20 protein-coding genes and 3 tRNA genes are annotated in these 23,192 nt (G+C 59.2%); 13 read left to right on the plus strand and 10 right to left on the minus strand.

Annotated elements, in window-relative coordinates; all coding sequences use genetic code 11:
* Nucleotides 1-81: 81 nt before the first annotated feature.
* From LNV08_RS19195 to kynB, 4 genes are all read right to left on the minus strand, one after another.
* On the minus strand, nucleotides 82-2,712 hold the full coding sequence (locus LNV08_RS19195) for an ATP-binding protein (RefSeq protein ID WP_263535357.1): 2,631 nt from the start codon (nucleotides 2,710-2,712) through the stop codon (nucleotides 82-84).
* A 163-nt stretch (nucleotides 2,713-2,875) separates the two neighbouring features.
* The gene (kynA, locus tag LNV08_RS19200) at nucleotides 2,876-3,724 is read right to left on the minus strand and encodes a tryptophan 2,3-dioxygenase (protein ID WP_263535358.1); all 849 of its coding nucleotides are present in this window, start codon (nucleotides 3,722-3,724) and stop codon (nucleotides 2,876-2,878) included.
* A complete protein-coding gene (gene kynU / locus LNV08_RS19205; RefSeq protein WP_263535359.1) occupies nucleotides 3,721-5,019 on the minus strand; it encodes a kynureninase in 1,299 nt (432 codons plus the stop codon). Before kynU ends, kynA begins: the two co-directional genes overlap by 4 nt.
* A 47-nt stretch (nucleotides 5,020-5,066) precedes the next feature.
* Nucleotides 5,067-5,690 (minus strand): arylformamidase, encoded by a 624-nt coding sequence (gene kynB, locus LNV08_RS19210; protein WP_263535360.1) that lies wholly within the window; start codon nucleotides 5,688-5,690, stop codon nucleotides 5,067-5,069.
* Nucleotides 5,691-5,936: 246 nt separating this feature from the next.
* Here kynB and LNV08_RS19215 point away from each other — a divergent pair, with 246 nt between their 5' ends.
* Together LNV08_RS19215 and LNV08_RS19220 are read left to right on the plus strand one after the other, a co-directional pair.
* Complete coding sequence (locus LNV08_RS19215; protein WP_263535361.1) at nucleotides 5,937-7,136, plus strand: cation:proton antiporter; 1,200 nt, start codon at nucleotides 5,937-5,939, stop codon at nucleotides 7,134-7,136.
* 256 nt (nucleotides 7,137-7,392) lie between these two features.
* Complete coding sequence (locus LNV08_RS19220) at nucleotides 7,393-7,761, plus strand: hypothetical protein (protein ID WP_263535362.1); 369 nt, start codon at nucleotides 7,393-7,395, stop codon at nucleotides 7,759-7,761.
* Nucleotides 7,762-7,864: 103 nt separating this feature from the next.
* Here LNV08_RS19220 and LNV08_RS19225 read toward each other — a convergent pair whose 3' ends face one another.
* Complete coding sequence (locus LNV08_RS19225; RefSeq protein ID WP_263535363.1) at nucleotides 7,865-8,362, minus strand: fasciclin domain-containing protein; 498 nt, start codon at nucleotides 8,360-8,362, stop codon at nucleotides 7,865-7,867.
* A 245-nt stretch (nucleotides 8,363-8,607) separates the two neighbouring features.
* Here LNV08_RS19225 and pstS point away from each other — a divergent pair, with 245 nt between their 5' ends.
* The 7 genes from pstS to phoR all read left to right on the plus strand — a co-directional run bounded on the left by pstS (nucleotide 8,608) and on the right by phoR (nucleotide 15,364).
* A complete protein-coding gene (gene pstS / locus LNV08_RS19230; protein WP_263535575.1) occupies nucleotides 8,608-9,603 on the plus strand; it encodes a phosphate ABC transporter substrate-binding protein PstS in 996 nt (331 codons plus the stop codon).
* Between the two features lie 154 nt (nucleotides 9,604-9,757).
* The gene (gene pstC / locus LNV08_RS19235; RefSeq protein ID WP_409993982.1) at nucleotides 9,758-10,729 is read left to right on the plus strand and encodes a phosphate ABC transporter permease PstC; all 972 of its coding nucleotides are present in this window, start codon (nucleotides 9,758-9,760) and stop codon (nucleotides 10,727-10,729) included.
* Nucleotides 10,726-11,619, plus strand: coding sequence for a phosphate ABC transporter permease PstA (gene pstA / locus LNV08_RS19240; RefSeq protein ID WP_263535364.1), 894 nt, complete (start codon nucleotides 10,726-10,728; stop codon nucleotides 11,617-11,619). The genes pstC and pstA overlap by 4 nt, the downstream gene beginning before the upstream one ends.
* A gap of 24 nt (nucleotides 11,620-11,643) precedes the next feature.
* Entirely contained in the window at nucleotides 11,644-12,429 is a 786-nt protein-coding gene (gene pstB, locus LNV08_RS19245; protein ID WP_263535365.1) for a phosphate ABC transporter ATP-binding protein PstB, read from the plus strand.
* A 102-nt stretch (nucleotides 12,430-12,531) separates the two neighbouring features.
* Entirely contained in the window at nucleotides 12,532-13,239 is a 708-nt protein-coding gene (phoU, locus tag LNV08_RS19250; RefSeq protein ID WP_263535366.1) for a phosphate signaling complex protein PhoU, read from the plus strand.
* 18 nt (nucleotides 13,240-13,257) lie between these two features.
* Nucleotides 13,258-13,959 carry a phosphate regulon transcriptional regulator PhoB gene (gene phoB, locus LNV08_RS19255; protein ID WP_263535367.1) on the plus strand — a complete coding sequence of 234 codons (702 nt, stop codon included), beginning with the start codon at nucleotides 13,258-13,260 and terminating at the stop codon, nucleotides 13,957-13,959.
* Nucleotides 13,960-14,008: 49 nt separating this feature from the next.
* Nucleotides 14,009-15,364, plus strand: a complete 1,356-nt coding sequence (gene phoR / locus LNV08_RS19260) for a phosphate regulon sensor histidine kinase PhoR (RefSeq protein WP_263535368.1) — start codon at nucleotides 14,009-14,011, stop codon at nucleotides 15,362-15,364.
* A gap of 17 nt (nucleotides 15,365-15,381) precedes the next feature.
* Here the strand turns inward: phoR and LNV08_RS19265 are convergent, their stop codons facing one another.
* The 4 genes from LNV08_RS19265 to trxA all read right to left on the minus strand — a co-directional run bounded on the left by LNV08_RS19265 (nucleotide 15,382) and on the right by trxA (nucleotide 19,467).
* Nucleotides 15,382-17,028 (minus strand): hypothetical protein, encoded by a 1,647-nt coding sequence (locus LNV08_RS19265; RefSeq protein WP_263535369.1) that lies wholly within the window; start codon nucleotides 17,026-17,028, stop codon nucleotides 15,382-15,384.
* Between the two features lie 141 nt (nucleotides 17,029-17,169).
* The gene (locus LNV08_RS19270) at nucleotides 17,170-17,430 is read right to left on the minus strand and encodes a type B 50S ribosomal protein L31 (RefSeq protein WP_263535370.1); all 261 of its coding nucleotides are present in this window, start codon (nucleotides 17,428-17,430) and stop codon (nucleotides 17,170-17,172) included.
* A 175-nt stretch (nucleotides 17,431-17,605) separates the two neighbouring features.
* Nucleotides 17,606-18,871 carry a transcription termination factor Rho gene (rho, locus tag LNV08_RS19275; RefSeq protein WP_263535371.1) on the minus strand — a complete coding sequence of 422 codons (1,266 nt, stop codon included), beginning with the start codon at nucleotides 18,869-18,871 and terminating at the stop codon, nucleotides 17,606-17,608.
* A gap of 266 nt (nucleotides 18,872-19,137) precedes the next feature.
* On the minus strand, nucleotides 19,138-19,467 hold the full coding sequence (gene trxA, locus LNV08_RS19280; protein WP_263535372.1) for a thioredoxin TrxA: 330 nt from the start codon (nucleotides 19,465-19,467) through the stop codon (nucleotides 19,138-19,140).
* A 244-nt stretch (nucleotides 19,468-19,711) separates the two neighbouring features.
* On the opposite strand from trxA, the gene LNV08_RS19285 reads away from it, so the two are divergent.
* From LNV08_RS19285 to LNV08_RS19300, 4 genes are all read left to right on the plus strand, one after another.
* Nucleotides 19,712-19,788, plus strand: a tRNA-Pro gene (locus tag LNV08_RS19285).
* A gap of 99 nt (nucleotides 19,789-19,887) precedes the next feature.
* Nucleotides 19,888-19,964 (plus strand) — tRNA-Pro (locus LNV08_RS19290).
* Between the two features lie 186 nt (nucleotides 19,965-20,150).
* Complete coding sequence (locus LNV08_RS19295) at nucleotides 20,151-22,136, plus strand: OPT family oligopeptide transporter (RefSeq protein ID WP_263535373.1); 1,986 nt, start codon at nucleotides 20,151-20,153, stop codon at nucleotides 22,134-22,136.
* Nucleotides 22,137-22,229: 93 nt separating this feature from the next.
* A tRNA-Arg gene (locus LNV08_RS19300) sits at nucleotides 22,230-22,306 on the plus strand.
* Nucleotides 22,307-22,469: 163 nt separating this feature from the next.
* Here the strand turns inward: LNV08_RS19300 and LNV08_RS19305 are convergent.
* Nucleotides 22,470-23,162 carry a glutathione binding-like protein gene (locus tag LNV08_RS19305; protein WP_263535374.1) on the minus strand — a complete coding sequence of 231 codons (693 nt, stop codon included), beginning with the start codon at nucleotides 23,160-23,162 and terminating at the stop codon, nucleotides 22,470-22,472.
* Nucleotides 23,163-23,192 lie beyond the last annotated feature (30 nt).

The following is a 23,192-nucleotide window of genomic DNA, read 5'->3' on the forward strand; positions in this document are numbered from 1 at the left end:
GTGCCGGATAGGCGCTGCGCGAACCGAGCTGATGTTGGGGTGGTAAGAAGGCTGGCGCGGATTGTAGGCGGCCGCGATAGGTCAGCCGATCGGCAAACGCAGCTCGAAAATTGCGCCGCCCTGGGGATGGTTATGGGCAGATACGCCGCCGCCATGTGCCACCATGATCTTGCGGCACACCGCCAGGCCAAGGCCGGTCCCGCCTTCGCCTTCTTTAGTGAGCGAGCTTTGGGCGAAGGGCGAAAAAATGCTCTCCAACTCGCCTGCTGGAATGCCGGGCCCCAGGTCATGCACGCTGATGCAGAGCTGCGGACCATCGTGTACCGCTGCGATGGTGATCTGGCTGGTGGCGGGTGCTAGGCGCAGCGCGTTATCCAACACATTACGTAGCGCTTGCTGAAGCCGCCCGGCATCGACCGCTGCCAGCAAGGGCTGGGACGGCAGCTGCAGCTTGAGTTTGATCGAGCGATTGTCGGCCGGGCCGGCAAGCTCATCCACCACGGCCTGTATCAGCGGGGCCAGGTCTTGCTCGGTCAAGACCAGATGGCCGACGGTGCTTTCGAGGCGCGACAGATCGAGCAGGTTGTTGACCAGCTCCAGCATGCGCTGGCCCGAGCTGTGGATACGCGCAAACATGTCTTGCAGGCGGGCGTTCTGGCCGCTGCGGCTGACGCCTAACTCCGAAAATCCGATGATGCTTTGCAAGGGCGTGCGCAGCTCATGGCTCATATTGGCGACGAATTCGGTCTTGATATTGTTGGCCCGCTCGGCCGCGTCGCGGGCCTCGCCGATTTGGCGCTCGGCCTCGACGAAACGGCTAATGTCGATCGCGCTGCCCAGCAAGCCGGCGATCGCTCCATTCGCGTCGGTGAACACGGCCCGGTGCGTCAGGTAGTCACGTTCTCGTTCGCGAATCTCCACATGCTCGCTGCCGCCTTGTGCGACCAGGCTTTGGTCCTGCAGTTCAATCGGTTTGGCCAAGCTCGCCGGCCGCAGCTCGCTGAGCTTGCGGCCCAGCGCCAGGTTCTTGTCGATGCCTGTCATATCGCTCCAGGCCTGATTGACCATCACAAAGCGCAGCCCGCGGTCCTTGGCGAAGAGCGGGATCGGGCAGACATCGATCAGGCGAGCGGTGAAGTCCAGTTGCGCTTGCAGGCGCTGGCGCGCATCCTCGCGCTCGGTGACGTCGAGGGCAAAGCCGACGAATCCCGAGACCTCACTTGACAGCTCACCCCTTAAACCCTTCGGCGCAGCGTCGACCGTGTCGTTGGTGATCAGGCCTTCGTTCGGTTTGATGGGGGTTACCACCACCTCCAGCACACGCTGCCGGCCGTCGGCTGCGTCCAGGCGAAGGATCACCGGCAAGTTCATGAACCCGGTGTTTCTTCGGAACAGCCCGCGCGCCTTGACCCGGTCGCGCATGTCGATCAAAGCTTCAAAGGGCTGGCCCAGGCAGGACTGCACGCTTTTGTTGCCCAAGAAGTCGACGTGGTTGATGAACTGCAACAGGCCGTTGCTATCGGTATGGAACATCAGCTCCTGCACGTTTTGAATCAGCAGGCTTTGCTCGCGTTCTTTACTCGCCAGGCTCATATGGGCGGCCACCAGTTCCCGTTTTGCGTGCTCGTAAGCGCTGAGTGCTCGCCAGGCAATCAGACCCAAGCCCGCCATCAGCATCAAGCCCGTCAAAGTAAGCAGCCCGACCGCTTGCGCATAGCCGGCCGAGCGATCCCAGACCACGGCCTTGGGCAGTTCCAGAATCACCACCAAGGGGTGGCCGTTCACGCGCTGAAAGCTGCCCGAGCTGTCCAGCCCCGACAAACTGTTGCTGGCGCCTGCCGCGCTCGAAATTGAGCTGAAGCGCCCCTGCTCGTGATTGGGCAATAGCTCCTTGAACACGATGTGCTGAGCGCCCGAGCTTGTGGCCGCTCGCTTGAGGTCCCGGCTGGCGGCGATCAGCTCACCCTCTAAGCTAAGCAGAGCCGCAGCTTGCCCGCGATCCTGGACGAGTTGATCCAATATGTTGTCGAAATGCTCGGACTTCAGCACTGCCACCCAGTAGCGCACGCCATGTGCAGTTTGTTGCGCCAGGCTCAGCGGTAGCGAGACTCGGGCCCCACCTTTGGGCGGTTGAGTGGGGGGGGGCGCTTCGGCTTGATTCGCATCGCCTTGGGCCAAGTTCTTCAAGTCAAACAAATCCCGCCCCGGCCATGGGCGACCCAAGCCCGCCGGCTGGGCCTGGCTTGTCAGCTGCAATTGACGCAGTGAAATCTGACGACCGATATTGTTGGGCGAGCTGCTTGCCAGCACCAAACCTTGCGCGTCGAGCAAGGAGAAACTCCTGACCGCAGGCATTTTGGCCAATGACAGGGCCAGCAAGGCGTTCAAGGATGACAGTGGAGCGTTCTCCGCCTGACCGGCCTTGGATTGCATCAACCCCAACAAGGTCAGGTCGATGCTGCCCAGTGTCTGGCTGACTTGGCTTTCGAGGGTTTGCGAATACAGATCGCTTTGCTCGCGGCCAAGTTGCGCTTGCTGTCGGTGCTCGAAGGCAATAAAGCCGGCTGCCAAGAGCAGCAAGGCCAAGCTCAGCACGGCAGCGCCACGAATCGCCAGGTGACGCTTCAACCAAGCGGGCAGGGCGGGCGCGGCTGCCGCCGCCGGCGAAGTCAGCGGTTTTTGAGTGGCAGGACTTGCGCTGGGGGTCGTCATGACTGGGGGGTCTAGCTCAGGTTCGCAAAAATGCCCTTCAAGCCCATAGCTTCGGCACCTGCCGGCAAGACTTGACCCTCGCAGGCCCGGGGCAAGCTTGCCACGAGGCCTCGGCCGACTTTATAGCAAAGGGCTGTGCTTGAGAATCAAGCACAGCCCAAACTTAAAGCTCGGTGCGCAGCGCCCACAGTTCGGGGAACAAGACCACATCCAGCATCTTGCGCAAATAGCCCACGCCCGAGGTGCCGCCAGTGCCGCGCTTGAAGCCGATCACTCGCTCCACGGTGGTGACATGACGGAAGCGCCAGAGCCGGAAGGCGTCTTCCAGATCAACCAACTCTTCGCCCATCTGGTAGAGGTCCCAGTGCTTTTCAGGCTCGCGGTAGACGGTCAGCCATGCGGCTTTGACGCCCTCGTCCAATCCGCGCGGCTGCGTCCAGTCACGCTCCAGCGCGCTTGCCGGTACGCTGATGCCGCGCCTGGCCAACAGCCGCAGTACCTCGTCATACAAAGAGGGCGCGCGCCAAGCGGCATCCACCTCGGCCAGCAAATCGGGCCGATGTGCATGGGGCTTGAGCATGGCCGCATTCTTGTTGCCGAGCATGAATTCGATGCGGCGGTACTGGGCGCTTTGGAAGCCGCTGCTGTTCGACAAGTAGGGGCGAATCGCGGTGTATTCGGGCGGTGTCATCGTGGCCAGCACATCCCAGGCATGTACCAACTGTTCCATGATGCGCGACACCCGGGCCAGCATCTTGAAGGCCGCCGGCAGTTGATCATTCGCCACGCAGGCCACCGCCGCCTGCATCTCGTGCAGCATCAGCTTCATCCACAGCTCTGAAGTCTGGTGCTGAATGATGAAGAGTAGCTCATTGTGTTCGGGCGAAAGTGGCTGCTGTGCGCTGAGGATCTGATCAAGTTTCAGATAGTCGCCGTAGCTCATGTCCTTGGAGAAGTCGAGCTGCGCTTTTTCCTCTTCCACAATTCTTTCGCTTTGGTGTGGGCAGCTCATGTCACTGCTCCTTGTGTATTGAATTCGGGGCGCTTCCATTCTTCGTTTTTCAGCACCTGCACCAGATGTTCAACCGCGTCGTAGACATCGGCAAAGCCGATGTACAGCGGCGTGAAGCCAAAGCGCAGGATGTGCGGTACCTCGTCTAGGCGCGCCGGATCGCCGGCGCGGAAGTCGCCGATCACGCCGCGCGCGATCAAGGCCTGCATCACCGCGTAGCCCGCTTCATGCAAAGGCGCGTCCAGGCTCAAGCAGACTTGGCTGCCGCGCTGGTTTTCGTCGCGCGGTGAGGCCAAACGTATGCCCAAAGCGGCGCAGCGCGACTCTGCCAGTTCGATGAAAAGTTCGGTCAGCGCAATCGACTTTTTACGCAAAGCTTGCATGCCGCCCAAACTCTCGGCGGCCAGCACCGTGTCAACGCCGCACTCCAAGGCTGCCAGCGACAGCAGCGCTGGCGTGCCGCAGATAAAGCGCTTGATGCCGGCCGCAGCTTGGTAGTCAGGTGTGAATTGAAATGGTGCGGCGTGGCCCAACCAGCCCGACAGCGGCTGCCAGCAGCGCTGCGCGTGTTTGGCATGGACCCAAACAAAGGCCGGCGCGCCGGGGCCGCCGTTCAGGTATTTATAGCCGCAGCCCACTGCGAAGTCGGCCTTGGCACCATTCAAGTCGACCGGCACAGCGCCTGCCGAATGGGCCAGATCCCAGATCACCAGCGCCCCCGCAGCGTGAGCGGCGGCGGTGAGGGCCTTCATATCGTGTTTGTAGCCGGTGCGGTAATTGACCTCGGTCAGCATCAGCACGGCCAACTCGGCATTCAGCGTGGCGGCAATGTCAGCCACGTTGTCGACCAAATGCAGGCGTAGGCCCAACTGTTGTGCCAAGCTCTCGGCAATATAGAGATCGGTCGGGAAGTTGCTGCGCTCGGAGACGATGACTTTTCGCTCAGGCGCTTGCTCCAACGAAATGCGCAGCGCAGCCGACAAGGCCTTGTAAAGATTGAGCGAGGTCGAGTCCGCCACGATCAGCTCGCCCGGTGCTGCGCCAACCAAGCGTGCAATCTTGTCGCCGATACGGCCCGGCAAATCGATCCAGCCGGCCGTGTTCCAGCTCTTGATCAAGTCCTGACCCCATTCCTTTTGAATGACCTGCTGCACCCGGCCCAGGGTTTCACGTGGCAGCACACCCAGCGAGTTACCGTCCAGGTAAATGGTTCCAGCAGGCAGGTCGAACTGGTGCTTCAGCTCACGCAGCGGGTCTTCTTGATCCAGCACGTCGCAGTCTTGTCTTGTCGTCATATCGGTTTCTCCAATGGATCAGAGTTCGCGCAGGATGGCGCAGAAATTTAGAGTTCGCGCAGGATGGCGCGAACGGGCGAGGCGCAGGCCCCGGTGAGTTTGAGCGGTAGGGCGATCAACTCGTAGTCGCCCTCGGCCACCTCGTCTAAGACCAAGTTCTCCAGCACGCGCATGTCCAGGCGCAGCAGTTGCTGGTGACTGCTCAAAGTCTTGCTGCTGGCGGGGTCGACCGAGGGTGTGTCTAGACCGATGAGCTTGGCGCCCAGGCCGGCCAGCCATTCGACGGTTTCGGGGGCAAAAGCGCTGAAGTCGGGGTCCCAGTGCATGGCTGCCTTCTGGCAGCAACGCACCAGCACGCGAGCCGGCATCTGGGAGGCTGCATGCCTCAGATGTTCCACCTGAATCAGGGGACCGCAGTTAATCGCATGGATGACGCGGCAGCGGCCCAGGTAGGCGTCGAGGTCAACCTCGGCACTGCTGGCTGCGCCATCGGCGTAATGCAGCGGTGCATCGGCATGCGCGCCGACATGCGGCGACATGGTGATGGCACTGAGGTTGACAGGGCAGTCAGCCGACAGGCGCGCTGTCCATTTGAGGCTGAAGGGCTCGTCGCCCGGAAAGATCGGCGACTGCGCCGAGACCGGCGGAGAGATGTCCCAAATTCGTTTCATGCGTGATGCTTTCTTGTGGCTTGCTTGACGCTTTTCTTGGGGATGAGCTTGGCGGGCCAAACCATAGCAATGCGGCGATCGGCGTGGTGTCGGTTAATTCCAACATCGACCCATTCGCTTGGCAAGCCATGCACGCCACCGGGGCCTTGAGTTACAGCGGAATTCGAATTTCGCTTTGGCGGGCAAACACCCAGAAGGGCTGACTTCCGCAGGCCTTACGATCGCGGGCCTCCTTGCAGCCCACCTATGAACACGACCGAAATTTTCTTGATTGCGATGCTGATCATTCTCAGCGTCCCTTACCTGATCTGGCGCCTTTTTCGTACCGATCATTTCGCCCCCTTGGTGGTGGTGCAAATCATCACCGGCATCTTGCTAGGCCCCGGCGTGCTCGGTGCGGCATTCCCGAACTATTACGAATTTGTCTTCAATCCGGCGGTGATTCAGTCCCTCAACGGCATTGCCTGGTGGGCGGTGATGCTGTTTGTCTGGATTGCAGGTATCGAGTTGGACCTGAAGGCCGCTTGGCAGCACAGGCGTGAAAGCGGCATCACCGCCGGGCTGGCGCTGGGCCTACCGCTGGCCTTTGGTTGCGTCGCGGCGATCGCCATGTTGGCCAGCCCCGGCTGGATGGGTGAGAAGGCCCTCACTTGGCAATTCGTCTTGGGCGTGGGCATGTCTTGTGCGGTCACCGCCCTGCCGATTTTGATTTTGCTGATGGAGAAGCTGGATATTCTGCGCCGGCCCTTGGGGCAGCGCGTGCTGCGCTATGCCAGCGTTGATGATGTAGCGATCTGGGGCGTCTTGGCGTTGATTCTGATGGACTGGGGCCGAGTCGGACGACAAGCCGGCTTTATCGCCGCCTTTGTCGTCGTCGGCTTCATGTTCCGTTGGTTGATGCAGCGCCTGCCACAGAGCGACCGTTGGTTTGTCGGGCTGGTCTGGCTGGCGGCCTGCGCTTTCGGCGCCGACTGGTCGGGCCTGCATTTCATGGTCGGTGCGTTTTTGGCCGGCGCCATCATCGATGCCGACTGGTTCGATCAAAAGCAACTCGACGGCCTGCGACACAACGTCTTGCTGGTCATCATGCCGGTGTTTTTCTTGAGCACCGGACTGCGCACGCAATGGGGCGTGGGCGGCGCGGCGGTCTTTGTGGCGGCGGCTTGGTTGCTGCTGGCTTCGGTGGCCGGCAAGCTGATCGGCGTCCACATGGCCGGGCGGGTCTTGAAATGGGAGAAGGGCGAGGCCTCCTTGATCGGCTGGCTTTTGCAGACCAAGGCTTTGATCATGATCATTTTCGCCAACATCTTGCTGGACAAGAAGATCATCACCAACGAGACCTTCACCGCGCTCTTGTTGATGGCGGTGGCGAGCACCATGCTGACGGTTCCCATGGTCACACCGATGCTCAAGCGCCTGCGGGCATTGCTTGAGCGCTCGAGCTGAGCGGCAGCGGGTTTGGCTTGACGGTGGTGCGGCGCGGCAACGATGGCAAGGCCGATAAGCTGGCCTTTCTGCCGTTACGTCGCTGCAATGCGTGAGCAGCGCCAGCATTGCGCCCGACCGTCCTCGTTTTGCCATCCGGTCTGTGCAGACGGGTGGTCTTTTTTTGCACTTCGTCGCAAGCGCTTTGCCGGCTCAGGGCGGCTTCAATAGCATGCGCTCAGTCGGTTCATTTGGGCCGCATCAAGACAGGAAACCCATGATCCAACGTTTCAAGCTTGCCCGCCTAGCGGTCTTTGCATGTGTCGCCTCCGCCGCTTTCTTGAGCGGCTGCGCCATCCATATCACCACCACCAAAGACGGCGACAGCGCTACCGTCAAAAGCCCCGGTTCAGCCAAAATCGAATGTGTGGCCAGCCCAAGCGGCGAGTGCAATTACGTGCTCTTTACCAGCCGCTGTGAAACCGTAGAGGCGGACGCAGGCAAATCCACCACGACCTGCACGCATCAGGTGTTTGATCAGTTCAAGCTTGCCACGGGGCAGTCACGCCAACTGGCGAATTTGCCGGCCGGCTATAAGCAATGCATGAAGTCTGCCGGCAAACCGGAGTTGCCAAACTGCGATTGATGTTGCAGCCTTGGCTGCGGCTGAGGCCTTCGGCAAGACAAAAGCCCCTGCAGCCGAACGCTGCAGGGGCTTTCTCAATTTGTAGCCAGACCTGCGGGCCGACTTACTTCTTTTTCGGTGGCATCAGGACTCGGTCAACGATGTGCACCACGCCATTGCTGGCTTTGATGTCGGCTTGCTGCACCATGCCGTCTTCTACCGTGACAAAGTCGCCTGCGCGACCCAGTGCCAGTTCCGCACCTTGGACGGTCTTCACATTGCCGTTCTTGACGTCGGCAGCATTCAATTGTGCCGGCACGATATGAAAGCCGAGCACCGCCTTCAGTTGCTCTTTGTCTTTGGCCAAGACTTCCATGGTCTTTGCCGGCACGGCCTTGAAGGCCTCGTCGCTCGGGGCAAACACGGTCATCGGTCCAACGGCTTGTAGCGCCGACTTCAGCTCTGCTTGTTCAACCAGCCGATTGAGGGTGCTCAGCTGCGGGTTGGCGGCGATGGTGTCGGCCACGGTGGCGGGCACCGGTGCGGTGGCGCAAGCACTCAACAAGAGGGTCACTGCAGCGGCGCTGGACAGGGCGAGGGAACGGAGGGCTGTGATGGTCATAGGAGCTCTAGTGGAAGGAGTACAGCTTCTCAGCTTAGAGAGCGAATGTGACAGTCCAATGAATTTTGTATGTCAATCAACTCCGGAATAGTCCGTTCGGCTCTGGTCGAATTACAGTAGCACTCGGTCACAACAATGTCATATTCAAGTCATACGATGACGTTTGTTGTTAAACAAGCCCTCATTTGACAAGGCCACTCATGAAATTCACACAGATTCGCAATGGATTGTTCTTTGCCGCCGGCATGGCTGTTTTGCCGCTGCTGCATGCTCAAGACGTGACGGGTGCCGGCGCTACCTTCCCCGCGCCTTTGTATGCCAAGTGGGCTGATGCCTATAACAAGGCGACCGGTGTGCGAATCAATTACCAATCGGTGGGTTCGGGTGCTGGTATCAAGCAGATCAAGGCCAAGACGGTTGACTTTGGTGCAACCGACATGCCTTTGAAGGATGAAGAGCTGGCCAAGGACGGCATGATTCAGTTCCCCACCGTCATCGGCGGCGTGGTGCCAGTGGTCAATATCAAGGGCATCGCTCCAGGCCAGTTGCGCCTGACCGGTCAAGTCTTGGGTGATATCTATCTGGGCAAGATCGCCAAGTGGAATGACCCAGCCTTGGTTGCACTCAACCCAGGTGTTCCGCTGCCTGATGCGGCAATTTCGGTGGTGCGTCGCGCCGATGGTTCGGGCACGACATTCGTGTTCACCAACTATCTGTCCAAGGTGAACGAAGAGTGGAAGTCCAAGGTTGGTGATGGCACTGCCGTGAACTGGCCAACTGGTGCGGGCGGCAAGGGTAACGAAGGCGTGGCCGCATTTGTGCAGCGTCTGCCTAACTCGATCGGTTATGTCGAGTACTCGTATGTGTTGCAAAACAAGATGACATACACCTTGATGAAGAATAAGGATGGTGTGTTTGTGCGTCCTAGCGATGCGGCTTTCAAGGCGGCTGCTGCAGGTGCGGACTGGAACAAGACTTTCTTCCAGGTCACGACCGAGCAGGCCGGCAAGGACACATGGCCTATCACCAACCCGACCTACATCCTGATGTACAAGTCGCAAGACAAGCCTGCCAATGCCAGCGCAGCCTTGAAGTTCTTCGAGTGGGTCTATAACAACGGCGACAAGATGGCCGACGAGCTGGACTACGTGCCTTTGCCAGACTCGGTCAAGGAACTGGTGCGCAAGCATTGGGCTGCCAATATCAAGGACGCATCGGGCAAGGCTATTTCTTACAAGTGAGTTTGACTTGACCCTCTGCAACAGCCCGTCAGCCTCGGCTTGATCGGGCTGTTGTTGAATCAGGCGAGCCTTTTTTCTTTAACGCAGAACATGCGGAGGCCCTGTGGCCGCAATACTTCCAGCCAATAATTTCGAAGCCGGCCGCTCGGCAGACCTGGTTCAACCCCAGGGCCTGCCGCCAGCGCGCCGCAGGGTCGCCCCTTGGGCCGACACTGCATTTTCTCTGCTTGCCCATGGAGCAGCCTGGCTTACCCTGGCCTTGCTTGTGGGCATCATCCTGTCCCTGATCGTGGGTGCGGCGCCCGCAATCAAGGAGTTTGGCCTGGGCTTCTTGTGGACCACCGAGTGGGACCCCGTCAAGGAGAAGTTTGGCGGCCTGGTGATGATTTACGGCACCTTGATGACCTCCTTCATCGCTTTGCTGATCGCGGTGCCGGTCAGCTTTGGCATTGCCTTGTTCTTGACCGAGTTGTCGCCGAGTTGGCTCAAGCGCCCCCTGGGCGTCGCGGTGGAGTTGTTGGCGGCCGTGCCTTCCATCGTTTACGGTATGTGGGGCCTGATGGTGTTTGGCCCCATCTTGGCGACCTATGTGCAGCAACCCTTGCAAACCCTGCTGACCGGCGTGCCATTTTTGGGCAGTCTGGTGTCGGGTCCACCGGTTGGTATCGGTATTTTGTCGGCCGGCATCATCTTGGCCATCATGATCATTCCCTTCATCGCTTCGGTGATGCGGGATGTGTTTGAGGTGACGCCGCCGATGTTGAAAGAGTCAGCCTACGGCCTGGGTGCGACGACCTGGGAAGTGGTGCGCAATGTAGTTTTGCCATACACCAAGACGGGTGTGATGGGCGGCATCATGTTGGGTCTGGGGCGCGCTTTGGGTGAAACCATGGCGGTGACCTTTGTGATCGGCAATATGAATCAGCTCAATTCCCTGTCAGTGTTCGAAGCAGCCAATAGCATCACATCGGCATTGGCGAATGAATTTGCCGAGGCGGGCGAAGGCTTGCACCAGGCTTCCCTGATCTATCTGGGCCTCGTGTTGTTCTTCATCACCTTTGTCGTGTTGGCTTGCTCCAAGGTCTTGTTGTCGCAACTGAAGAAGAATGAAGGGGCACGTTCATGAGCGTTCCTGCAACAAGCGTGGCGACTGCCGCCAGCCAGCAACACGCCAAGCGTTTGGCCATGCATGCCAAGCGCAAGCGCGTCAATATGGTGGCCTTGACCTTGTCATTGGCCGCGATGTCCTTCGGCCTGTTCTGGCTGATGTGGATCTTGTTCGAGACCGTGGTCTTGGGACTGGGCGGCCTGCAACTGGCAACCTTTACCGAAATGACACCACCGCCGATGGCCGAGACTGGCGGCTTGGCTAATGCGATTTTTGGCTCGCTGATGATGGTCGGTCTGGCGACTCTGCTGGGTACTCCAATCGGCATCATGGCCGGCATCTATCTGGCCGAGTATGGCCAGAGGACTTGGCTGGGCGGCACCGTGCGCTTCATCAATGACATCTTGCTGTCAGCGCCGTCTATCGTGGTGGGGCTGTTCATTTACGGCTTGGTGGTGACGCGCATGCTGACCTTCTCGGGCTACGCCGGTATTTTGGCTCTGGCTTTGATCGTCATTCCGGTGGTTATTCGAACCACCGAGAACATGTTGAGCCTGATCCCTAATGCCTTGCGCGAGGCGGCCTACGCCTTGGGTACGCCAAAGTGGAAGGTCATCATTTCGGTGACGCTGAAGTCGGCCCGCGCCGGCGTGCTAACTGGCATCTTGCTGGCACTGGCGCGTATCTCCGGGGAAACGGCGCCGCTGTTGTTCACGGCCCTGTCCAACCAATTCTGGGCCACCGATTTGAGCAAGCCAATGGCTACTTTGCCGGTGACGATTTTCAAGTTCGCCATGAGTCCCTATGAAAACTGGCAGAAGCTGGCCTGGGCAGGTGTTTTCATCATCACGATGGGTGTGCTGGCGCTGAACATTCTGGCGCGCGTACTTTTCAAGAACAAGCATTGATAGATAGAGAGAGCGGAATTCACCATGGACGCAAAAGTTGATATGCCTGTCACCGAGCGGGCAAAGCTCTCGGTTCGGAATTTGAACTTCTACTACGGCAATTTCCTTGCCCTGAAGAACATCAATCTGGATATTCCTGAGAAGAAGGTGACGGCGTTTATCGGCCCGTCGGGCTGCGGCAAGTCAACCTTGCTGCGCACCTTGAACCGCATGTTCGAGCTTTACCCGGAGCAGCGTGCCGAGGGTCAGATCTTGCTTGACGGCAACGACATCCTGACCAGCAAAGACGATGTTTCGCTGATCCGCGCCAAGATCGGCATGGTCTTTCAAAAGCCCACGCCATTCCCGATGTCGATCTACGACAACATCGCCTTTGGTGTGCGTCTTTTTGAAACTCTGCCGCGCGTGGAAATGGACGAGCGGGTTGAGTGGGCGTTGAAAAAAGCTGCACTCTGGGCCGAGGTCAAGGACAAGCTCAACCAAAGTGGCTCCGGTCTGTCCGGCGGTCAGCAGCAGCGCCTGTGCATTGCGCGCGGCATTGCGATCAAGCCGGAAATCTTGTTGCTCGACGAGCCTTGCTCGGCGCTCGATCCGATCTCCACCGGCAAGATCGAAGAGCTGATCCATGAGTTGAAGAACGACTACACGGTCGCCATCGTTACCCACAATATGCAGCAAGCAGCGCGTTGCTCGGACTACACGGCCTATATGTACCTGGGTGATTTGATCGAGTTTGGCCCGACGGCCGAACTGTTCATGAAGCCCAAGCGCAAAGACACCGAGGACTACATCACCGGGCGCTTCGGCTGATCGGTCCCTTTGATCGCACTGGTCGATCGTTCAGACGGATGGGCCCGCAAAGTGGCCCTCCATCAACGCTGTTGTTAAACCAAAAATATTCAGGATCAAATCATGGGTGAAAAGCATCTTTCGACGCAATTCGACGCTGAGCTGAGCGGCATTTCCACGCGCGTGCTGGAGATGGGGGGCTTGGTTGAATCTCAGGTTGCACAGGCTGTCTTGGCGCTGACAACCTTCAGCGGCGAAATCGCCAGCGCTGTGCTCAAGCAAGAAGAGCAGGTCAATGCGATGGAAGTCGAGATCGACCGCGACCTGTCCAGCATCATCGCCCGGCGCCAGCCTACGGCACGCGATCTGCGTCTGTTGATCGCCATCTCCAAGACGATTGCCAATTTGGAGCGCGTCGGAGACGAAGCGGCACGGATCGCCCGCACGGTGCAGCGTTTGATCAATGCCGGTGTGTCGAGTCGGCTGCGTTTGCCCATGAGCGATTTGTCGTTTGAGGCCGAACTGGCAACGGCGCTGCTGCGCAAGGCACTTGACGCGTTTGCGCGTCTGGATGTCGAGCGTGCGGTCGAGGTGCTCAAGCAGGATGACCAGATCGACAAGGAATTCGACGGTCTGATGCGCAAGCTGATCACCTACATGATGGAAGACCCCCGCACCATCTCCTCATCGATCGACTTGATTTTTGTGGCCAAGGCGATCGAGCGGGTCGGCGACCATGCGAAGAATTTGGCCGAAGTCATCATCTATGTGGTCAAGGGTACGGATGTGCGTCACAACACGCCCGAGGCCGTTGAGACCATGGTTCGCTGAAGCGAAGAGGAGCTGTACATGAGCCGAGTTCTTGTGGTGGAAGATGAGTCGGCGATTGCCGAACTGATCTCCATCAATCTGCGCCATGCGGGTTTTGAGGTCACGATCGCTGCCAGCGCCGACCAGGCGCAGTATGAAGTTGATCGCATCTTGCCTGATCTGGTAGTTTTGGATTGGATGCTGCCCGGCCAATCGGGTCTGGCCCTTGCCCGACAATGGCGCGGCGCGGCTCGCACCAAGGAAATGCCCATCATCATGCTGACGGCCCGGGCCGAAGAGTCTGACAAGGTGTCCGGCCTTGACGCTGGTGCCGACGACTATCTGACCAAGCCGTTTTCGACCAATGAGCTGCTGGCGCGAATTCGCGCCGTGCTGCGGCGCAAGGCGCCCGAGGCGCTGGACACTCTGGTCGAAGTCGGGGGCTTGAATCTTGATCCGGGTACACGCCGCGTCAGCCGCGACGGTGCCGAGGTCAAACTCGGCCCCACCGAGTTTAGGCTGCTGCACTTCTTCATGACGCATCCCGAGCGCGTGCACAGCCGCTCGCAGCTGCTGGACCGGGTCTGGGGCGACCATGTCTTCATTGAAGAGCGTACGGTGGATGTGCATGTGAAGCGTCTGCGAGAGGCGCTGGAGCGTGTGCAATGCGCTCGCATGATCGAAACGGTACGCGGCGCGGGTTACCGTTTGACGCAACAGTCGGCGGTCTTGCCCGCCTGAGCATGAGCCCCGGATTGCGTGAAAGACCGGGGCTTTTTTTGGAGTTGGCGTGAATTGGCTGTTGCCTCGTTTTGTATTGGCCACGCTGGTGGCTGTCGCTGGTGTTTTGATCGGTCACTGGATGGGGCGTTTGTTGCCCTGGCCCTTTTTGGGTGAAGCGCTGAGCGCTGTCAGTGCAATTGCCGCTCTGGTGGTTCTGGATGCAGTACGCGGGCACCGTTTGCTGAAATGGCTGCGCGGCTCGCAGCTCGACGATGCGCCGCGCGACAGGGGCATCTGGGGCGAGCTGGGCTATCGGATCGAGCGCGCGGTGCGCGAGCGGGACAAAACCATTGCCGCCGAGCGGCTGCAGTTGCAGCAGTTTTTGTCGGCGATCGATGCCTCGCCCAACGGCGTGCTGATGTTGGACGCGCAGGATCACATCCATTGGTGTAATCGCGTCGCTGCCGATCATTTTTCGCTCGATCCGGTGCGGGATTTGCGCCAGCGCGTTACCAATTTGCTGCGCTCCCCTGCCTTTGTCTCTTTTCTCAGCACTGAGAGTTATGAGACGCCCTTGTTGTTGAATAACGTGCGCGGCTTCAGCACATTGTCAGTCATCGTAAAGCGTTATGGGGACGGCATGAAGTTGGTGCTGTCGCAAGACATCACCGAGCGCGAGCGAGCTGATGCGATGCGACGGGATTTCGTCGCCAACGTCTCGCACGAAATTCGCACCCCTCTGACCGTTTTGTCGGGTTTTATCGAGACCATGGTGTCGCTCTCCTTGACGGCTGCCGAACGCACGCGGGTGCTGACCTTGATGGGGCAGCAAACCGATCGCATGCAAGGTTTGGTCAGCGATTTGCTGACCTTGGCTCAGCTGGAGGGTAGTCCGCGGCCGACCGCAGACCGCTGGGTAAGCTTGGATGCCCTGCTGGCGCGGATCAACTCCGACGCGCAGGCCTTGTCCAATGACCGGCATCAATTGAGGATTCAGCTGGATACCCATATTGAGCTGGCCGGCATCGAATCGGAGCTGCTCAGCGCGGCGGCAAATCTGGTCAATAACGCCGTGCGCTACACACCGGTGGGCGGCGAGATTGACGTGTCCTGGCGGGACCTTGGTGATGGCTCGGGCGAGCTCTGTGTCAGTGATACCGGCTTAGGCATCGCGCGCGAACATCTGCCGAGACTGACCGAGCGCTTTTACCGGGTTGATGGCAGCCGCTCCCGAGAAACGGGCGGCACCGGCCTGGGCTTGTCCATCGTCAAACATGTGATGCATCGCCATGGCGGTGAGCTGCAAATCGAGAGCGAACCCGGCCGAGGTTCGAAGTTCCGCCTGACCTGGCCGGCGGTGCGCGTGCGTCATTTGGGCGAGCCCGCACTCGGCGTCGAGGCTGCCAACTCACCTCTGCATTGAGCACCGGCCGCGGCGGCCTACCTGGCTCGCCGTAAAACGGCAAAGCCGGTCGCGCGGTCCGTGGGGCGCCGCACAAGGGCGATCTTTTCCCAGCCTTCAGGTATCTGCGCCTGGCTGGACTGCAGCGCGTAACTGCAAGGGCTGATCGCCAGTGCGTGAACGCCGTCAACCCGCCAGTGCCCCTGAAACTCCAGCGCGGCCGATGTCGAAAGTGCTTGATCCGGGGTCGCAATGCAATCGACGTGGGCCGGAATCGTCTTCTGCAATTGCTCCACCAAGGGTCGGTTGCTGCGCGCATAGTCCAGCGGCGGCAGCAGCAAGGTCATGGCCAAAAGCCAGCCTAGGGCGACGCCGCCGGCCGGCAGGACCAAGCTTTTCCAAAGCGCATGCTGATGCCGGGCGGTGCGCCAGCGCACCAGCGCCAACCAGGCCAAGGTGGCCAGCACGGCAAAAAAGAGCGCCAAAGCATTGAAGTGGGGCTGGAATCCGGTTGCGAGCCTCCGTAAATTGGCCAGCGGCACGGCTGGCCAACCCAGCTGCATGGAGCTGTAGTAAACCCAAAAGAACAGCGCACCGGCACTGAAAAAGAAGACCGAAAACCAATCGATGGCCGCAGCGAAGCCGCGCTGCAAGGTCGGCAGAGCAAAGGCCGCCAGCAAAGCCAGGGCGGGCAGAGCCAAGAGTAGCGCGCGGTCCGAGCCGCCCATCAAGATGCTGGTGACGATAGGGATCAAGGCGCATACCAGCGGCAGCAAGATATGGCGGCGCTGCCAGTGGCTGCGCCAGCGCCAGATTGTCCAAGCTGCCAGCGGGCCTGCCGGCCAAGTGAACCAGGCCAGCAGATTCATCATGCGCTGGCTCAGCTCGACGGGAGCGGCGGTATTGATGCGCCAGGCCCAGGCATTGAACTCCCAGGCGCTCACCGTGGCCAACAAACCGGCCAAAAGCAGCCATTTCACCAGGGCGCGAGCGGGCGCATAGCGCGAGCGATTGCATAACCAGGCGCCGATTGCCGCCAGCACCATGGCCACGATCGGCGCACCACTGGCCGCCAAGACCGGCAGCGACACCAATGCCGCCCAGCGTGCCTTGACGGGGCGAAACGGTGCGGCGGCCAAGCCATATAGGAACAAGGACGAGGCCAGCAGTTGCAAAAGCTCCGGCGTCGTTTCATGACCCAGTTGCAGCAAACCCAGCGTGGCCATCAACGCGAGCAGAGCGCCGTCGGACAAGGCTCTTGCATAGTCGATCGACTGCGCTTCGCCGCCAAAGGCGAAGGCCACTGGCTGCGCGGCCTCTGTGCAAGCCAGGTGAAAGCAGCTGTACCAAACCAACATCAGCGTCAGCATCAAGATGAGCGCGAAGGGCAGGCGGGCGGCAAAGGCTGCGTCGGCGAAGGGCAAGGCCTTGATCGCAAGCGCGCCTATCCAGTAGGGCAGGGGGCCGCCTTCAGCGGGCACGCCTCCAATGGCTGGCTGCCACCAAGGCGCATGGCCTTGGGCGATGCTGGCCATAAAGCCAAAGGAGCTGAGATCGGCTTGCCGCCACGGGTCGCGTCCGAACAGGCCCGGCAAGATGTAGGCCGCACACAGCAGCAAGAGGGGAAATCTGGGCAGGCGCTGTGCGCCGCGCACAGCTACAACGGCAGGGGTAGGTAAGTTCACGCAGCTTTTGATGGTTCTAGTTCAGTGCGACATCATGCCGCATCGCTGCGACTTTTCGCATCCGGCACGACCCAGGATCGCCATGTCCGAGGCGAAAAAAAAGGCAGCCTGAGCTGCCTTTCATCTTCAGCCTCGGAGGGCTTACTTCTTGGTGCTGAAGCCTGCAAACTTGTTGCGGAACTTCTCCACGCGACCGCCCAGCGAGTCGATGCTCTTCTGGGTGCCCGTGTAGAACGGGTGAGTTTCGCTGGTGGTTTCCAACTTGATCAGAGGCAGTTCGCGGCCGTCTTCCATCTTGATGGACTCTTTGCTGCCCATGGTTGAACGTGTAACGAACTTGAAGCCGTTGGACTGATCCACGAAGCAGACTTCGCGGTAGTTAGGGTGAATGCCGTCTTTCATGATGGACCTCTCGCTTTGCGACTTGGCGCTGACGTATCTACAGCCTCGCCACACCATGTGGCGCACTTTTCGACAGCGGCAAAACGCGGATTATAGCCTGAATTTGAGCGCCTCGGCAAGCAAGGCGCTCGGGTGGTGCCTCTAGCGGGCACCATTGAAACCAACCGCTGACGACTTAACCGCCTCGACGCATCATGTCGAAGAAGTCCAAGTTGTTCTTGGTAGATTTCATCTTGTCGAGCACGAACTCCATCGCCTCGATCTCGTCCATGTTGTAGAGCAGCTTGCGCAGGATCCAGCTCTTTTGCAGGATCTCTGGCTTGAGCAGCAACTCTTCGCGGCGGGTGCCGGACTTGTTGATCAGGATCGAAGGGTAGACGCGCTTTTCGGCCATGCGGCGATCCAGATGGATCTCGCAATTACCGGTGCCCTTGAACTCTTCGTAGATCACCTCATCCATGCGGCTGCCGGTGTCGATCAATGCGGTGCCGATGATGGTCAGCGAGCCGCCTTCTTCGACCTTGCGGGCCGCGCCAAAGAAGCGCTTGGGGCGCTGCAGGGCGTTGGCGTCGACGCCGCCCGTCAACACCTTGCCGGACGAGGGCAAGACGTTGTTGTAGGCGCGAGCAAGGCGTGTGATCGAGTCCAGCAGGATGATCACGTCCTTTTTCAATTCGACCAGACGTTTAGCGCGCTCAATCACCATCTCAGCCACTTGCACATGGCGGGCGGCCGGCTCATCAAAAGTGGAGCTGATCACTTCACCGCGCACGGTGCGAATCATCTCGGTCACTTCTTCCGGGCGCTCGTCCACCAGCAGCACGATCAGATGAGACTCGGGATGATTGGCCACCAGCGCATGCGCGATGCTCTTCATCATCTCAGTCTTGCCGGTCTTGGGCTGGGCAACGATCAAGGCGCGCTGGCCTTTGCCGATTGGCGCGATCAAGTCAATGATGCGGCCGGTGACGTTCTCTTCGCCCTTGAAGTTGTCACGCTCAAGCTTGAACTGCTCTCTGGGGAACAGGGGTGTCAAGTTTTCGAACATGATCTTGTGCTTGCTCTCCTCGGGCGTCAACTCATTGACGCGGTCAACCTTGACCAGGGCAAAGTAGCGCTCGCCGTCTTTGGGTACGCGTACTTCACCTTCGATCATGTCGCCGGTGTGGAGGTTGAAGCGGCGGATCTGGCTTGGGCTCAGGTAGATGTCATCGGTCGATGCCATATAGCTGTCGTCGATCGAGCGCAGAAAGCCGAAGCCGTCCGGCAGGACCTCCAAAACGCCGTCGCCGAACACTTGTTCGCCGCCTTTGGCGCGCTTTTTCATGATCGCAAACATCAACTCCTGCTTGCGCATGCGGGCGACGTTGTCGATCTCCAGCGCCTCGCCCATCTTGATGAGTTCGGAGACGTGAAGCGCTTTCAGTTCGGAAAGATGCATGGGTGAGAACCCGGTAGGTCGTCAAAGGTCCTGCCAAGGACCGGGGACAGATACTGCGACAGCCAGTCGACCGCTGATGCGTGGCGACGCCGCTGTTGCCACGGGTGTGGCGGGCGGTGTCGTTGAACAGATAAGGATGCGGGAGCTTGGGCGCCGAGTCCACGCTTCAGAATCACCGTGGTGACATGAGCGTGTTGGCAATTTGGCTGTTGCTGAGTGCCGAAAACTCGGTTGAGTTGCGGCACGCAACAACAAGCTGACGATGATTATAGGTTAGCGTCGAGGAAGGCTGTCAATTGAGCCTTGGACAGCGCGCCAACTTTCGTGGCGGCTAACTGGCCGTCCTTGAACAGCATCAGGGTCGGAATGCCGCGAATGCCGAACTTGGCGGGCACATCGCGATTCTCATCGACGTTCATTTTGGTGACTTGAAGGCGGTCGCCGTAATCTTTGGACACTTCATCCAAGATAGGGGCGATGGCCTTGCAAGGGCCGCACCATTCGGCCCAGTAGTCCACCAGCACGGGCTTGCCGGCTTGGATCACATCGGCGTCAAAAGATGCATCGGAAATATGTTTGATCAGGTCGCTGCTCATGAATTGTCCTTGGGCTAGCCGGTTTGTGTTGCCGGCGTCGCGCTTTCGTGGCTGGTATGGGTGCCAGTTGATTTTGGCACAAAGCGGTGCGGCCCTTGGATTGCCAAACTTTGACGTCAATCGACGGCGCCAAAAAACTTGAACAATCCAAAGGCGCACCGATGCGCAAATTGCAGCGCTTTTCGAAATTTCAAGAAATATCTTGCGGACCTCTCAAAAAGCAGGCTAGAATAGTCATCTTAGTCGGGGCGTAGCGCAGCCTGGTAGCGCATCTGCTTTGGGAGCAGAGGGTCGTGAGTTCGAATCCCACCGCCCCGACCAAGAACAAATTTTAAAGACTTATAGTTTTCGAACTAGAAAGTTTTAAAGAAATTGAATGGCCTGTCACAGTTTTACTGCGGCAGGTTTTTTAATCTCAGTCGGGGCGTAGCGCAGCCTGGTAGCGCATCTGCTTTGGGAGCAGAGGGTCGTGAGTTCGAATCCCACCGCCCCGACCATCAATGAATTGAATAACCCGTTGCAAGCTGGCTTGCAACGGGTTTTTTCATTTCAGAAGCGAAATAAGTTTTCGCGGTTTGATCCGGATGAGCCCTGGGTATCCTCGGCTTTCTCTGGCTAAGCAGGGCGGACAAAATCCGCAGTTCTGGGCGGCACCCCGCCCGCAACCATTTTCCTTTTTCCTCATGGCTATCCAACAACTGACCGACGAGCAGATACGCACCTGGACCCGGGCGCAAAAAGATGAGTGGTGGTTCACAAATGTCTACCGCGGCAGCATGCCGCAGCTGACGCTGCGAGCAGCCTTGACCGGTTTTTTACTTGGCGCCGTATTGGCCGCGACCTCGCTCTATATCGGCGGCAAAACCGGCATCGGTATCGGCGTGGGGCTGACCTCGGTGATTTTGTCCTTCGCGCTGTTTCGGGCGCTGCATGCCGCAGGCCTGGCCGAGGATTACACGATTCTGGAAAACAACTGCACCCAGTCGATCGCCACGGCGGCCGGCTATGTGGTGGCACCGCTGTATTCCAGCCTGGCCGCCTATATGTTGATCACCGGCCGCATCATCCCGTGGTGGCAGATGATGATCTGGATGGTGGTGATCTCCATCCTCGGTGTTTTAGTTGCCTTTCCAATGAAGCGGCGCTTCATCAACGAGGAACAACTGCCTTTCCCCGAAGGCAGGGCCAGCGGTGTTGTGCTTGATTCTCTTTACACCGGCGACGCCGCTGAAGGTGTCTATAAGGCCCGCTTGCTGGGCGTGGTTGCCGGCGGCACGGCGCTCTATCAGGCCATCGTCAGCGACGGTTGGATGAAGCTTTTGCAGTTCAAAGTTCTGCGCATGGATAAATGGGCGGGCATGACCGAGCCCTGGCATTTGCATGAGCGACTGGATACCTACTACTACCAGGCCGCAGCCAAGATGGACTTGTGGATTCCCAAGATCATGGGCGTTGATTTCCGTATGCTGGGGCTTCGCTTCACAATGGACGCGGCCATGTTGGGTGTCGGCGGTTTGATGGGTATCGCGGTGGCCAGCAGTTGCATGTTGGGCTCCTTCATCAACTTCGTGGTCTTGGCGCCCATCATGATCAATGCTGGCGAGATCGTGCAGCGCATTTCGCCGACCGGCGCGGTGGTCCCGATTTCGCGCGCCGAAATTGTCAATCAATGGTCACTCTGGTGGGGTGTGACGATGATGGTGACTGGCTCCATCGTCAGCTTGCTGGCCAAGCCTGAACTCTTTACGAGTATGTTCAAGAAGAAGGACAAGGCAGCTGCCGCCGCGCAGGGGCCTGATGTGCTGGCTGGCATTGAAGTGCCGCTGTGGATTTCCTATGTCGGCGTGCCGATTTTTGGCTTCTTGGGCGCCTGGGTGACGCATGTGTTCTTCGGCGTACCGATGTTCTTGGCCTTGGTCTCTTTGCCGTTGATCTTTGTGCTGACCATCATCTGCACCAATGCGATGGCCCTGACCTCGTGGACGCCGACAGGCGCGCTGTCCAAGATCACCCAATTCACCATGGGCGCAATCGACCGTACGAACCCCGCCAGCAACCTGCTGCCGGCCGGCATGACGTCCGAGATTGCTTCCAATGCCGCCAACCTGCTGTCAGACATCAAGCCTGGCTATATGTTGGGCGGCAAGCCTCGGCATCAGGCGTTTGGCCATGTCATCGGTATTCTGGCTGGCGTGATGGCTTGCGTGCCGCTGTACTTCTTGCTGTTCTTGCCGGCCGACGCAAACGGCGTCAGGTCAGCGGCGACCTTGGTCTCCGAGCAGTTCGCAATGCCGGGTGCATTGCAGTGGAAGGGCGTGGCCGAGTTGATCGCCAAGGGCGTGCAGGGCTTGCCGGCGTCGGCCTTGGTGGCGATGTTTGTAGCCTTCGTTAGCGCGGTGGCGATTGAGATCATGCGCATCGTCAGCAAGGGCCGTTTCCCGCTCTCCTCGGTATCGATTGGCTTGGGTGTGGTGCTGCCTCCGGAATCGGTCTTTGCGATGTGGTTGGGCGCCTTGCTGTTCTGGTACATGGGCCGCAAGCACAAGGCTCCCGGCACACCGGGCCATCGCCTCTGGGTCGATGGCTGCGAGCCGATTTGCGCCGGCCTGATTTCGGGCGCAGCCCTGATGGGCATTGGCAATGCGATCGTCAATGTGTTGTTGAACTGAGTCGCTGCTGGGCGGCAAAGGGCATGAGTTGGCAGCAAGTGCTGCCGGCTCATGTCACAATCGCGGCCCCATTGAGCTTCAAACAGTTCATTTCCGACCATAGCTCAACCGGATAGAGCACCCGCCTTCTAAGCGGGCGGTTGCAGGTTCGATTCCTGCTGGTCGGACCATCTGGGCACACCTCTTTGGCGCGCGTCGCTGCCAATGCGAGTTTCCTGTCTACTGCTGTGGCATGACTTCGAGTTCAACCGGCGTGTGTTGGAGCTTCTCCAACCGGCGGCGCTGGGTCAAGCGATGGCGTAAGAATCAACGCCACAACTGATGCAGCTGGGCTCAGTGTTTCTGGTACTGCGTGTCACCGAACAGGTTTTCGCGTGCGCGTTCGTCTGTCAGCGATTTGCGCTTTTCCGACAGTACGGCCAAGCCTCGCTGAACGGCGGGGCGAGCGGCGATTTCGTCAAACCAGCCTTTCAGATGCGGGTAGTCGCTGAGCTCCACACCCTGGTTCTTCCATGAGCGTAGCCAGGGGAAGACGGCGATATCGGCAATGCTGTAGGTGCGCCCGCCGAGATAGGTGGAGCTCGCCAAGCGCGTGTTCATCACTTTGTAAAGACGCCGTGCTTCACTGCTGTAGCGTTCAATCGCGTAGTTGATTTTTTCGGGTGCGTAGATGCGAAAGTGGTGGGCCTGCCCGAGCATGGGGCCGACCCCGCCCACCTGGAACATCAACCACTGCAACACCTCGTATTTGCCCGCCGTGTCATGGGCCAAGAACTGCCCCGTCTTGCCGGCCAAATAAAGCAAAATGGCGCCGGACTCAAACAGCGATATGGGTTTGCCGTCTGGTCCGGCGGGGTCGGTCAGCGCAGGAATCTTGTTATTTGGACTGATGGAGAGGAATTTATGTTCGAATTGGGCGCCGCTACCTATGTCCACAGGGATCACCCGGTAGGGCAAACCGCATTCTTCCAACATGATGTGAACTTTGTGGCCGTTAGGCGTAGGCCATGAATACACTTCGATCATTTTGTTCTCCACCGGTCAAAGGAGGCGCGG

Source organism: Paucibacter sp. TC2R-5 (assembly GCF_025717605.1).
In the GTDB taxonomy this organism is placed as follows: domain Bacteria; phylum Pseudomonadota; class Gammaproteobacteria; order Burkholderiales; family Burkholderiaceae_C; genus Paucibacter_A; species Paucibacter_A albus.

What these genes read in the sequence shown, in the direction of transcription:
- pstS (WP_263535575.1), top strand. Translation starts at nt 8,608, where the DNA reads ATGGCTGTTTTGCCGCTGCTGCATGCTCAAGACGTGACGGGTGCCGGC.
- LNV08_RS19195 (WP_263535357.1), bottom strand. Translation starts at nt 2,712, where the DNA reads ATGACGACCCCCAGCGCAAGTCCTGCCACTCAAAAACCGCTGACTTCG.
- kynB (WP_263535360.1), bottom strand. Translation starts at nt 5,690, where the DNA reads ATGAAACGAATTTGGGACATCTCTCCGCCGGTCTCGGCGCAGTCGCCG.
- trxA (WP_263535372.1), bottom strand. Translation starts at nt 19,467, where the DNA reads ATGAGCAGCGACCTGATCAAACATATTTCCGATGCATCTTTTGACGCC.
- phoB (WP_263535367.1), top strand. Translation starts at nt 13,258, where the DNA reads ATGAGCCGAGTTCTTGTGGTGGAAGATGAGTCGGCGATTGCCGAACTG.
- LNV08_RS19270 (WP_263535370.1), bottom strand. Translation starts at nt 17,430, where the DNA reads ATGAAAGACGGCATTCACCCTAACTACCGCGAAGTCTGCTTCGTGGAT.
- kynU (WP_263535359.1), bottom strand. Translation starts at nt 5,019, where the DNA reads ATGACGACAAGACAAGACTGCGACGTGCTGGATCAAGAAGACCCGCTG.
- pstA (WP_263535364.1), top strand. Translation starts at nt 10,726, where the DNA reads ATGAGCGTTCCTGCAACAAGCGTGGCGACTGCCGCCAGCCAGCAACAC.
- LNV08_RS19220 (WP_263535362.1), top strand. Translation starts at nt 7,393, where the DNA reads ATGATCCAACGTTTCAAGCTTGCCCGCCTAGCGGTCTTTGCATGTGTC.
- pstB (WP_263535365.1), top strand. Translation starts at nt 11,644, where the DNA reads ATGGACGCAAAAGTTGATATGCCTGTCACCGAGCGGGCAAAGCTCTCG.
- phoU (WP_263535366.1), top strand. Translation starts at nt 12,532, where the DNA reads ATGGGTGAAAAGCATCTTTCGACGCAATTCGACGCTGAGCTGAGCGGC.
- LNV08_RS19215 (WP_263535361.1), top strand. Translation starts at nt 5,937, where the DNA reads ATGAACACGACCGAAATTTTCTTGATTGCGATGCTGATCATTCTCAGC.
- LNV08_RS19295 (WP_263535373.1), top strand. Translation starts at nt 20,151, where the DNA reads ATGGCTATCCAACAACTGACCGACGAGCAGATACGCACCTGGACCCGG.
- kynA (WP_263535358.1), bottom strand. Translation starts at nt 3,724, where the DNA reads ATGAGCTGCCCACACCAAAGCGAAAGAATTGTGGAAGAGGAAAAAGCG.
- LNV08_RS19225 (WP_263535363.1), bottom strand. Translation starts at nt 8,362, where the DNA reads ATGACCATCACAGCCCTCCGTTCCCTCGCCCTGTCCAGCGCCGCTGCA.
- LNV08_RS19305 (WP_263535374.1), bottom strand. Translation starts at nt 23,162, where the DNA reads ATGATCGAAGTGTATTCATGGCCTACGCCTAACGGCCACAAAGTTCAC.
- rho (WP_263535371.1), bottom strand. Translation starts at nt 18,871, where the DNA reads ATGCATCTTTCCGAACTGAAAGCGCTTCACGTCTCCGAACTCATCAAG.